The 10960-nt window shown below is 68.3% G+C and carries 9 protein-coding genes and 1 pseudogene; 8 read left to right on the forward strand and 2 right to left on the reverse strand.

Features of this window, described 5'->3' with window-relative positions:
* Window positions 1–78: 78 nt before the first annotated feature.
* A pseudogene (gene aceE, locus ABT116_RS34070) lies at window positions 79–2730 on the reverse strand (pyruvate dehydrogenase (acetyl-transferring), homodimeric type); the annotation flags it as partial.
* A gap of 419 nt (window positions 2731–3149) precedes the next feature.
* Here aceE and ABT116_RS34075 point away from each other — a divergent pair.
* The 6 genes from ABT116_RS34075 to ABT116_RS34100 all read left to right on the forward strand — a co-directional run bounded on the left by ABT116_RS34075 (window position 3150) and on the right by ABT116_RS34100 (window position 7721).
* The gene (locus ABT116_RS34075) at window positions 3150–3587 is read left to right on the forward strand and encodes a DUF3052 domain-containing protein (RefSeq protein WP_062926619.1); all 438 of its coding nucleotides are present in this window, start codon (window positions 3150–3152) and stop codon (window positions 3585–3587) included.
* 107 nt (window positions 3588–3694) lie between these two features.
* A complete protein-coding gene (locus ABT116_RS34080; protein ID WP_351641812.1) occupies window positions 3695–4153 on the forward strand; it encodes a peroxiredoxin in 459 nt (152 codons plus the stop codon).
* A 146-nt stretch (window positions 4154–4299) separates the two neighbouring features.
* Window positions 4300–4875 carry a TerD family protein gene (locus ABT116_RS34085; RefSeq protein ID WP_031131329.1) on the forward strand — a complete coding sequence of 192 codons (576 nt, stop codon included), beginning with the start codon at window positions 4300–4302 and terminating at the stop codon, window positions 4873–4875.
* 136 nt (window positions 4876–5011) lie between these two features.
* Window positions 5012–5587: a TerD family protein gene (locus tag ABT116_RS34090; protein WP_351641815.1), complete on the forward strand. Its 576-nt coding sequence runs from the start codon at window positions 5012–5014 to the stop codon at window positions 5585–5587.
* 125 nt (window positions 5588–5712) lie between these two features.
* Window positions 5713–6858 carry a DUF475 domain-containing protein gene (locus tag ABT116_RS34095; protein ID WP_351641818.1) on the forward strand — a complete coding sequence of 382 codons (1146 nt, stop codon included), beginning with the start codon at window positions 5713–5715 and terminating at the stop codon, window positions 6856–6858.
* Window positions 6859–6986: 128 nt separating this feature from the next.
* Window positions 6987–7721 (forward strand): TerD family protein, encoded by a 735-nt coding sequence (locus tag ABT116_RS34100; RefSeq protein WP_351641827.1) that lies wholly within the window; start codon window positions 6987–6989, stop codon window positions 7719–7721.
* Window positions 7722–7758: 37 nt separating this feature from the next.
* Here ABT116_RS34100 and ABT116_RS34105 read toward each other — a convergent pair whose 3' ends face one another.
* A complete protein-coding gene (locus tag ABT116_RS34105; protein WP_351641820.1) occupies window positions 7759–8664 on the reverse strand; it encodes a TerD family protein in 906 nt (301 codons plus the stop codon).
* Between the two features lie 229 nt (window positions 8665–8893).
* Here ABT116_RS34105 and ABT116_RS34110 point away from each other — a divergent pair, with 229 nt between their 5' ends.
* Together ABT116_RS34110 and ABT116_RS34115 are read left to right on the forward strand one after the other, a co-directional pair.
* Window positions 8894–10060 (forward strand): HpcH/HpaI aldolase/citrate lyase family protein, encoded by a 1167-nt coding sequence (locus ABT116_RS34110; RefSeq protein WP_351641822.1) that lies wholly within the window; start codon window positions 8894–8896, stop codon window positions 10058–10060.
* Window positions 10061–10091: 31 nt separating this feature from the next.
* Window positions 10092–10960, forward strand: an 869-nt coding sequence (locus ABT116_RS34115) for a phosphoribosyltransferase domain-containing protein (protein ID WP_351641824.1), incomplete at its 3' end; no start/stop codon positions are given.

Genomic DNA, 10960 nt, shown 5'->3' on the forward strand with positions numbered 1-10960 from the left:
GGTCCTCCACGAAGTCTTACCTCCGCTTCAACCTGCCCATGGCTAGATCACTCCGCTTCGGGTCTTGAGCGTGCTACTGCCCTCACGGGCCAGCTCGGTCAGCACGCCCACCACGATCGACTGCGCGTCGATGTGGAAGAACCGCCGGGCGGCGCCCCGCGTGTCGGCGAAGCCGAAGCCGTCCGCGCCGAGCGACTGGTACGTCTGCGGCACCCAGCGCGCGATCTGGTCCGGAACCGCCCGCATCCAGTCGGACACGGCCACGACAGGCCCCTGCGCGTCCGCGAGCTTGCGCGTCACGTACGGCACCCGCTGCTCCTCCTCGGGGTGCAGCAGGTTGTGCTCCTCGCACGCCACGGCCTCGCGCCGCAGCTCGTTCCAGGAGGTCGCCGACCAGACGTCCGCCTTGACGTTCCAGTCCTCGGCCAGGATCTGCTGCGCCTCGATCGCCCAGGGGAGCGCGACACCGGACGCCAGGATCTGCGCCGGGATCGAGCCCGCCGTGCCCTCGCTGAACCGGTAGAGGCCCTTGAGGATGCCGTCGACGTCCACGTTCTCCGGCTCGGCCGGGTGCTGGATGGGCTCGTTGTAGACGGTCAGGTAGTAGAAGACGTCCTCGCCGTGCGGATGCTCCTCGGAGCCGCCGTACATCCGGCGCAGGCCGTCCTTGACGATGTGGGCGATCTCGAAGCCGAACGCCGGGTCGTAGGCGACGCAGCCCGGGTTCGTCGAGGCCAGCAGCTGGGAGTGGCCGTCGGCGTGCTGGAGGCCCTCACCGGTCAGGGTTGTACGGCCCGCGGTCGCGCCCAGGACGAAACCGCGCGCCAGCTGGTCGGACATCTGCCAGAACTGGTCGCCGGTGCGCTGGAAACCGAACATCGAGTAGAAGACGTAGACCGGGATGAGCGGCTCGCCGTGGGTCGCGTAGGCCGAGCCGGCGGCGATCAGCGACGCCGTGCAGCCCGCCTCGGAGATGCCGTCGTGCAGCATCTGGCCGTTCGGCGCCTCCTTGTAGGCGAGCAGCAGGTCGCGGTCGACCGACTCGTACTGCTGGCCGAGCGGGTTGTAGATCTTCGCACTCGGGAAGAACGAGTCCATGCCGAAGGTGCGGTACTCGTCGGGCGCGATCAGCACGAACCGCTTGCCGATCTCCTTGTCCCGCATGAGGTCCTTCAGGAGCCGGACGAAGGCCATCGTCGTCGCGATGGACTGCTGACCCGAGCCCTTCTTCACGGTCGCGTACGTCTTGTCCTCGGGCAGCGCCAGCGGCTTGGAGCGCACCACGCGCGTGGGGACGTACCCGCCGAGACTCTTGCGGCGGTCGTGCATGTACTGGATCTCCTCCGAGTCCCGGCCCGGGTGGTAGTACGGCGGCACGCCGGACTCCAGCTCCTTGTCCGGGATCGGCAGGTGCAGACGGTCGCGGAAGCGCTTGAGGTCGTCGACCGTCAGCTTCTTCATCTGGTGCGTGGCGTTGCGGCCCTCGAAGTTCGGGCCGAGCGTCCAGCCCTTGATCGTCTTGGCGAGGATCACCGTCGGCTGGCCCTTGTGTTCCGCGGCCGCCTTGTACGCCGCGAAGATCTTCTTGTGGTCGTGACCGCCGCGGCCCAGGTGCAGGATCTGGTCGTCGGTCATGCCCTCGACCATCGCCCGCAGCCGGTGGTCGTCACCGAAGAAGTGGTCGCGGATGTACGCGCCGGTCTCCGTGGCGTACGTCTGGAACTGCCCGTCCGGCGTGGTGTTCATCTTGTTGACCAGCACGCCGTCGCGGTCCTGGGCGAGCAGCGGGTCCCAGCTGCGGTCCCAGACCAGCTTGATCACGTTCCAGCCGGCCCCGCGGAAGATCGACTCCAGCTCCTGGATGATCTTGCCGTTGCCGCGCACCGGGCCGTCCAGGCGCTGGAGGTTGCAGTTGACGACGAAGGTGAGGTTGTCCAGGCCCTCGCGTGCGGCGATGGACAGCTGCCCCAGCGACTCAGGCTCGTCCATCTCGCCGTCGCCGAGGAACGCCCAGACCTGCGACTTGGAGGTGTCCGCGATCCCGCGCGCCTCCATGTAGCGGTTCATGCGTGCCTGGTAGATCGCGCCGATCGGGCCGAGGCCCATCGACACCGTCGGGAACTCCCAGAAGTCCGGCATCGACCGCGGGTGCGGGTACGACGACAGCGCGTACGGCGCCTTCGACTTCTCCTGGCGGAATCCGTCCAGGTGCTGCTCGCTGAGCCGGTCCAGCAGGAACGCGCGGGCGTAGATGCCCGGCGAGGCGTGCCCCTGGAAGAAGACCTGGTCACCGCCCAGGCCGTCGTCCTTGCCACGGAAGAAGTGGTTGAAGCCGACGTCGTAGAGGGAGGCGGAGGACGCGAACGTGGCGATGTGGCCGCCGACGCCGATGCCCGGGCGCTGGGCCCGGGAGACCATCACGGCGGCGTTCCAGCGGGTGGCGTTGAGGACCTTGCGCTCGATGTCCTCGTTGCCCGGGAAGAACGGCTCGCTCTTGGTCGGGATGGTGTTCACGTAGTCCGTGCTGCGCATCTCGGGCACGGCCACACGCTTTTCGCGGGCCCGCTCGATCAGTCGCAGCATCAGGTAGCGGGCCCGCTCCCGGCCGCGTTCGTCGACGGCGGCGTCGAGGGAGTCGAGCCATTCCTGGGTCTCTTCGGGATCGAAGTCAGGAACCTGACTCGGAAGGCCGCCAATGATGATCGGGTTGCGATCGGATGCGGAAGCCACGCTGTTCCTTACCTGTCAGAGGGCCTGCGAGGGCCGCTGTTTCGCTGTCGTCGCCGGGGCGTCGTCGCTGGGGGGGCGCGCCGCTGTCCATGGTCCACCTCAGGGCCGGGAAACGTCATCTCTACCGAGCGGTAACCCAGACGTGAGATCGACTCCGTGACGTATGGGGCGAATACCTTCGAGTCTCGTACCCACAGACGATTCCCAAACGCCCAAACGGGGCAGAAAGGTGTGGTGTGTGTCACCTGGGACCATGATGGTGTGCCTGGAGTTGCGGTGACACCGCCAGGATCGTCACCGTTTCGGCGGTCTGAACGGCCGGGTACTTGCGCGATCCGCCCCGCCCGTGTGGACTACGGCCAATGCTTCGCGCACGCGCGTGGCTGAGTTATTCCCAAGACATGATCAGGAGGCAACCCGTGAGCGCGACCGCGGACCACGCGGAGGAGCGGACGAACCCTGCCGCCAGGCTGGGGTTCCAGCCCGGGCAGGTGGTCCAGGAGATCGGCTACGACGACGACGTGGACCAGGAGCTCCGCAAGGCCATCGAGGGCATCATCGAGGCCGACCTGGTGGACGAGGACTACGACGACGTGGCCGATGCCGTTGTGCTGTGGTTCCGTGACGACGACGGCGACCTGACGGATGCGCTGGTGGATGCCACCACGTACATCGAGGAGGGCGGCGCGATCCTGCTCCTGACGCCGAAGACCGGCCGTTCGGGGTACGTGGAGCCGAGCGACATCTCGGAAGCCGCCACCACGGCGGGTCTGACGGCGTCCAAGAGCGTCAGCGTCGGCAAGGACTGGAGCGGCAGCCGGCTGGCGACGCCCAAGGCCGCCAAGTCCAAGCGTTAGTCGTACGGCGGGGCGGGCCGGCGTCTGTCGGCCCGCCCCTCGGCCTGTGCCGGTGCCTGCGTAGGGTGGTCCCACCCGAAAAGCCCCACGAAGGGACACCCACAGCGATGGCGATCCAGGTCGGCGAGAAGGCCCCCGACTTCGAGCTCAAGGACAACCACGGCAGCGCCGTGCGGCTGTCCGACTTCCGGGGCCGCAAGAACGTGGTGCTGCTCTTCTACCCCTTCGCCTTCACCGGCGTGTGCACCGGCGAGCTGTGCGAGCTGCGCGACAACCTGCCGCAGTTCTCCGACCGCGACACCGAGCTGCTCGCCGTCTCCAACGACTCCATCCACACCCTGCGCGTCTTCGCCGAGCAGGAGGGCCTGGAGTACCCGCTGCTGTCCGACTTCTGGCCGCACGGCAACGTCTCGCGGGCCTACGGCGTCTTCGACGAGGACAAGGGCTGCGCGGTGCGCGGCACCTTCGTCATCGACAAGGAGGGCGTGGTGCGGTGGACCGTCGTCAACGGCCTGCCGGACGCGCGCGACCTGAACGACTACGTGAAGGCGCTCGACTCCCTGTGACCCGGTCGGGCGGCATGCGCCCGACACCCGCTGAATTCCCTGCTTCAGGGCCTGGGTGGGGCGGGAACCCGTCACTAGGATCGACTCGTTGATCCGACATCCGAGCACAACGGGGCTTCCCGCCCCTGGACACCAATGGAGGACTCGTGGGAGTCAGCCTCAGCAAGGGCGGCAACGTATCGCTGACCAAGGAGGCGCCGGGCCTGACCGCGGTCATCATCGGTCTGGGGTGGGACGTCCGCACCACGACCGGCACGGACTTCGACCTGGACGCCAGCGCGCTGCTGCTGAACAACTCCGGCAAGGTCGGCAACGACCAGCACTTCATCTTCTTCAACAACCTCAAGACCCCGGACGGCTCCGTGGAGCACACCGGTGACAACCTCACCGGTGAGGGCGAGGGCGACGACGAGCAGATCAAGGTCAACCTCGCCACCGTCCCGGCCGACGTGGAAAAGATCGTCTTCCCGGTCTCGATCTACGACGCCGAGACCCGCCAGCAGTCCTTCGGCCAGGTGCGCAACGCGTTCATCCGCGTCGTGAACCAGGCGGGCGGCGCCGAGATCGCCCGGTACGACCTGAGCGAGGACGCCTCCACCGAGACCGCCATGGTCTTCGGTGAGCTCTACCGGCACGGCGCGGAGTGGAAGTTCCGCGCCATCGGCCAGGGCTACGCCTCGGGCCTGCGCGGCATCGCGCAGGACTTCGGCGTGAACGTCTGAACCACCACCAGGGCCCTGGCGACAGGGCCCGAAGGTCTTCTTGTCCGGCGCCGCACGGTTTACGTGCGGCGCCGGACGTGCAGGACCACCTCAGTGACACCACCGGGCCTGTGGCCCCAAGGGGAGGGACAGCAACATGGGCGTCACGCTCGCCAAGGGGGGCAATGTCTCCCTGTCCAAGGCCGCACCCAACCTCACTCAGGTGCTGGTCGGGCTCGGCTGGGACGCGCGCTCCACCACCGGAGCGCCCTTCGACCTCGACGCCAGCGCCCTGATGTGCAGCAACGGGCGCGTGCTCGGGGACGAGTGGTTCGTCTTCTACAACCAGCTCAAGAGCCCGGACGGCTCGGTCGAGCACACCGGCGACAACCTCACCGGTGAGGGCGACGGCGACGACGAGTCGCTCCTGATCGACCTCTCCAAGGTGCCGCCGGGGTGCGACAAGATCGTGTTCCCCGTCTCCATCCACTTGGCCGACGAGCGCGGCCAGGCCTTCGGCCAGGTCAGCAACGCCTTCATCCGCGTGGTCAACCAGGCCGACGGCCAGGAGCTCGCCCGCTACGACCTCAGCGAGGACGCCTCCACGGAGACCGCGATGATCTTCGGCGAGCTCTATCGCTATCAGGGCGAATGGAAGTTCAGGGCCGTCGGGCAGGGGTACGCGTCGGGCCTGCGCGGCATCGCGCTGGACTTCGGGGTCAACGTCTCATAGCGCGTTATGAGCAAAAACCGGGGCCCACTGGGGTGCTGAGGGGGGACGACTAGACTTCGGCTTCAAAAGTTCGTAAAGCCGGGTACGGCGCGGGGGAGCCCCGTACACACACGATTGGGTAGCCAGTGGTTCTGAAAACCTTCGGGTGGTCGTTCGCGGTCACCGCGCTCGGCCTGGTCGCAGCGGTCTTCTACGGAGGGTGGACCGCGTTCGGTGTCGTTGCGATCCTGTCCGTCCTCGAGATCTCGCTGTCCTTCGACAATGCGGTGGTCAACGCCGGAATCCTGAAGAAGATGAGTGCCTTCTGGCAGAAGATCTTCCTCACGATCGGCATTCTGATCGCCGTCTTCGGCATGCGGCTGATCTTCCCGGTCGTGATCGTCGCGATCAGCGCACAGCTCGGGCCGATCGAGGCCGTCGATCTCGCGCTCACCGACAAGGACCAGTACCAGCAGCTGGTCACCGACGCGCACCCGGCGATCGCCGCGTTCGGTGGCATGTTCCTGCTGATGATCTTCCTCGACTTCATCTTCGAGGACCGGGACATCAAGTGGCTCGGCTGGCTGGAGCGCCCGCTGGCCAAGCTCGGCAAGGTCGACATGCTGTCGGTCTGCATCGCTCTGATCGTCCTGCTGATCTCGGCGATGACCTTCGCGACCCACGCCCACCAGCACGGCGGCACCCACGTCGACAAGGCGGAGACCGTTCTGCTCTCCGGCATCGCGGGCCTGATCACCTACATGATCGTGGGCGGCCTCTCCGGTTACTTCGAGGACAAGCTCGAAGAGGAGGAGGAACGCGAGCACGAGCAGGAGGAAGAGGCGGTCCGCGCCGGCAAGCCGCGCTCCGCGGTCGTCGTGGCCGGCAAGGCCGCGTTCTTCATGTTCCTCTACCTCGAGGTCCTGGACGCGTCCTTCTCCTTCGACGGCGTGATCGGCGCCTTCGCCATCACCAACGACATCGTCCTGATGGCCCTCGGCCTCGGCATCGGCGCCATGTACGTCCGGTCGCTCACGGTCTACCTGGTCCGCCAGGGCACCCTCGACGACTACGTCTACCTGGAGCACGGCGCGCACTACGCCATCGGCGCGCTCGCCGCGATCCTGCTCGTCACCATCCGGTACGAGATCAACGAGATCATCACCGGCCTCATCGGCGTCGTCCTGATCGCCGCCTCCTTCTGGTCCTCGGTCCGCCGCAACAAGGCGCTCGCGGCGGCCGAGGGAAATGCCGGCTCGGGCGAGAAGACTGAGGTCTCGTCCGGGGTGTGACACCCCTCCGAGCGAGGAACGCTCTGTGCGGGGCGGCCACCGAGGACTCCTCGGCGGCCGCCCCGCCGGTCTTCATGGGCCGTGGGTACGGCGGTGACCTGCGGCCTCCAAGTGAACGTGGGGGCGGAATGGGCCTGTTCGACGGACTCCGGCGTGGCGATGTGCAGTTCGACTCGGGCCACGCGGCGACGAACGCGATCGAGCTGACCAAACGGCGCGCGCAGATATCACTCACCAAGCAGGACGCCGCCAGCGGCCATCTGCGCGTCAACCTCAGCTGGCGGATGCGCACCTCCGACATCGGCGGGAACCAGCGCGAGAGCCTGCTGCGCCATCCCTTCCGGGCCCTCAAGCCCCCCGAGGTCGTCGGCCACAGCCAGAGCATGGTCAACGTCGACCTCGACCTCGGCTGCCTCTACGAACTCCAGGACGGCAGCAAGGGCGTCGTCCAGCCCCTCGGCGGCTACTACGGCGACGTCAACGCCCCGCCGTACGTCAAGCTCAGCGGCGACGACCGGTTCGGCTCCGGGTCCGGCGAGACGATGTACATCAACCTCGACCACCGTGACAGCATCAAGCGGCTGCTGGTGTTCGTCTACATCTACGACCAGACGCCCGCCTTCGACCGCGCCCACGCCATCGTCACCCTCTACCCGAGCAACGGCCCCCGCATCGAGATCCATCTCGACGAACGCCAGCCGCAGGCCCGCTCCTGCGCCGTCGTCATGATCGAGAAGGTGAAGAACGAGATCATCGTCCGCCGCGAGGCGAAGTTCGTCTACGGCTTCCAGGCCGAGCTGGACCGGCTGTACGGGTGGGGGCTCCAGTGGGGGCGGGGTTACAAGACGAAGGTCGACCGCTGACCGGGGAGCCCCCGTCCAACGCCGGGGCAGGGTCCGGCTAGCGGCCGATGAACTGCGGGCCCTGAGGAGGCAGGCGGAAGTCCGGGTCGGGGGCCGTGGTGGCCGCCGGCGGGTAGCCGTAGCCGGTCTGGCCCCCCGCTGCGCCCGCCGTGGCCGGTGCCTGGGGGTAGCCGTACGCGGGTCGGCTCGTGGGCTGCGGGTAGCCGTAGGCCGGCTGCGTGGTCGGCGGCTGCTGCGGATACCCGTAGCCGGGCTGCGTGGGCACCGTGTTCGGCTGCTCCGGGGGCAGCGGCAGGGAGACCTCGGGGGTCTGCTGCGAGGGGCCGCCGGTCGTCGGCTGCGCGGGCGTGTTCGTCGTGGGGGGCGCGGGGACCGTCGTCGTCGACTCCTCCAGGGCCTCCGACTCGTCCACCGAGATGCCGAAGTCGGTCGCGAGCCCCTTCAGCCCGTTCGAGTAGCCCTCGCCCAGCGCCCGGAACTTCCAGCCCTCCCCGCGGCGGTACAGCTCGCCGCAGATCAGCGCGGTCTCCTCGCCCGTCTCCGGCTTGACGTCGAAGTACGCCAGCGCCTCGGCGCCGGTGCCCGCTGCGTCGTACAGCAGAATGCGCAGGGCCTGTACGCGGTCGAACGTCACGCCGTCCGCCGATGCGACCAGCAGAATCCGGCTGACCTCCGACTCGACACCGGTGAGGTCTGTCTGGATCGTGTCGGTCAGGCCCTCGGCGTCCCGCTTCTTGCCGAGTCGCCACACCTTCCCGGCCGGGTGCCGGGGCTGGTTGTAGAAGACGAAGTCCTCGTCGGAGCGCACACGACCGTCGGGGCCGAGGAGCAGCGCGGAGGCGTCGACGTCCGGAACCCCCTGCCCGGGTGTCCAGCGCAGCACGGCCCGCACCGTGGTGGCTTCCAGAGGGACGTTCGACCCCTTCAGCATCGCGTGCGTCATGCGGTCATCCTGCCTTCTCGGTCCTGCTCACGACAACGCGGGGGGCCGCGGTCACGAGCGGCGCCGACGGCCGTGGCGGACTACCGTCGTCATGGCCGGGTACTGGCTGTGATTGCCCGCGTTACCTGAAATTCATGCCTCATGGGAACCTGTGACATGGACATCTACGTACTATTACCGGCCACCTTTCATCGATTCGCAGGCCGCATCATCACCACGGGGGAGTTTTATGCGTCATTTCGGGCACGTCGCCCCTGAGGTACGGAAGCGTCTCTTCTTCCGCGAGCCGTGCGCCTTCACCCCGGACTCCCCGGCCCGGCTGCTCTCGGTCGCCCTGGGCGCCACGCTGTACAGCCCCGCCACCCGGCCGCGCCTGGCCGACGATGTCCTCAAGCAGGCCGGACGCGGTGTGGTCTCGATGGTGCTGTGCCTGGAGGACTCGATCGACGACGCGGACGTCGGCCCCGGCGAGGAGAACCTGGTCCGCCAGCTCACGGCTCTCGACGACCTCCCGGACGCCGACCTGCCGCTGCTGTTCATCCGGGTCCGCGCCCCCGAGCAGATACCCGACCTGGTACGACGTCTCGGTCCCGCCGTCCGGCAGCTGTCCGGATTCGTGCTGCCCAAGTTCACCGAGGAACGCGGCATCCCCTTCCTCGAGGCCCTGGCCACCGCCGAGGGAGAGAGCGGCCGCCGGCTCTTCGCCATGCCCGTGCTGGAGTCCCCGGAGCTGCTCTACCGGGAGTCGCGGGTGGAGACCCTGGAGGGCATCTCCCGCGCGGTCGACAAGTACCGCGACCGCGTCCTCGCCCTGCGCCTCGGCGTGACGGACTTCTGCTCCTCCTACGGACTGCGCAGGGGCCCCGACATGACGGCCTACGACGTGCAGATCGTCGCCTCCGTGATCGCCGACGTGGTGAACATGCTGGGCCGCGCCGACGGCACCGGCTTCACCGTCACGGGGCCGGTGTGGGAGTACTTCCGGGTCCAGGAGCGCATGTTCAAGCCGCTGCTGCGGCAGAGCCCCTTCCTGGAGGTGCAGGCCGCGGAACTGCGCGAGAAGCTGATCGAGCACGCCATGGACGGCTTGCTGAGGGAGATCTCCCTGGACCACGCCAACGGGCTGCTGGGCAAGACCTGCATCCACCCCTCGCACGTGCTGCCGGTGCACGCCCTGTCGGTCGTCAGCCACGAGGAGTTCTCGGACGCCCAGGACATCCTGCGCCCCGAGCGCGGCGGCGGGGGTGTGCTGAGATCGGCGTACACGAACAAGATGAACGAGGTGAAGCCGCACCGGGCCTGGGCCGAGCGGACCCTGCTGCGTGCCGAGGTTTTCGGCGTGGCGAACCAGGACATCGGCTTCGTGGAACTGCTGGCCGCCGGCCTGCCCGGCTGACCGTACGGCTTCCGAGGAATTCGAAGGGTTCATGGAGAAGGCAGTGAACGAGGGGGAGCACCCCGAGGTGCGCGACACGGCCGGCGGCGTCTGGTCCGGCGACTGGGTCGCCGAGCGGCTCGGCGTCGAGCTCGTCGGCGACGACGGGCTGACCGGCCTGCTGGGGCTGGCGCTGCGCCGCAACCCCAAGCGGGCCCACCTGCTCGTGTCGAACGTGCTGGGCAAGCATGTGCCGCAGTCGCCGTCCGTCGTGTACGGCTACGGCTGGGAGCTCGGCCGCCGGGTGCGTGAGCTGCTGGGCGACGACGAGGCCCGCAGGGCCGTCGTCCTCGGCTACGCCGAGACCGCGACCGGCCTCGGCCACTGTGTCGCCGACGGGCTGGGCCTCGCCCCCTACCTGCACTCCACCCGCCGCCCGATCGCCGGTCTCGACCCGGCCGGCGGTTTCGAGGAGTCCCACTCCCACGCGACCTCGCACCTGCTGCTGCCGGAGGACCCCCGGCTGCTCGCCGGCGACGGGCCGCTGGTCCTGGTCGACGACGAGTTCTCCACGGGCAACACGGTGCTGAACACTGTCCGTGATCTTCATGGGCGGTATCCGCGGCGACGGTACGTCGTGGTGGCGCTGGTGGACATGCGGTCCCCCGCGGATGCGGGGCGCCTCGCGGAATTCGCCGGGGAGATCGGGGCGCGGGTCGACCTTGTCACGGCGGCTTCGGGGACTGTACGGCTGCCGGAGGGGGTGCTGGAGAAGGGGCAGGAACTGGTGGCGCGGTACGAGGCGGAGGCTTCCTCTTCGTCGGCGGGTGCGGCGCCGTCGGGGCCGTTCGCGCAGTTCCCCGCGCCCCTGGGGCGGACGACAGGGAGGTCGAAGCGGATGTTTGGAGAAAAATATAAAAA

Origin of the sequence: Streptomyces sp. NPDC002130 (assembly GCF_040296465.1) — a bacterium.
Lineage (GTDB): Bacteria > Actinomycetota > Actinomycetes > Streptomycetales > Streptomycetaceae > Streptomyces.

Excerpts from the sequence above, each read along its gene's own strand:
- ABT116_RS34110 (WP_351641822.1), top strand. The coding sequence starts at position 8,894 with ATGCGTCATTTCGGGCACGTCGCCCCTGAGGTACGGAAGCGTCTCTTC.
- ABT116_RS34105 (WP_351641820.1), bottom strand. The coding sequence starts at position 8,664 with ATGACGCACGCGATGCTGAAGGGGTCGAACGTCCCTCTGGAAGCCACC.
- ABT116_RS34080 (WP_351641812.1), top strand. The coding sequence starts at position 3,695 with ATGGCGATCCAGGTCGGCGAGAAGGCCCCCGACTTCGAGCTCAAGGAC.
- ABT116_RS34100 (WP_351641827.1), top strand. The coding sequence starts at position 6,987 with ATGGGCCTGTTCGACGGACTCCGGCGTGGCGATGTGCAGTTCGACTCG.
- ABT116_RS34090 (WP_351641815.1), top strand. The coding sequence starts at position 5,012 with ATGGGCGTCACGCTCGCCAAGGGGGGCAATGTCTCCCTGTCCAAGGCC.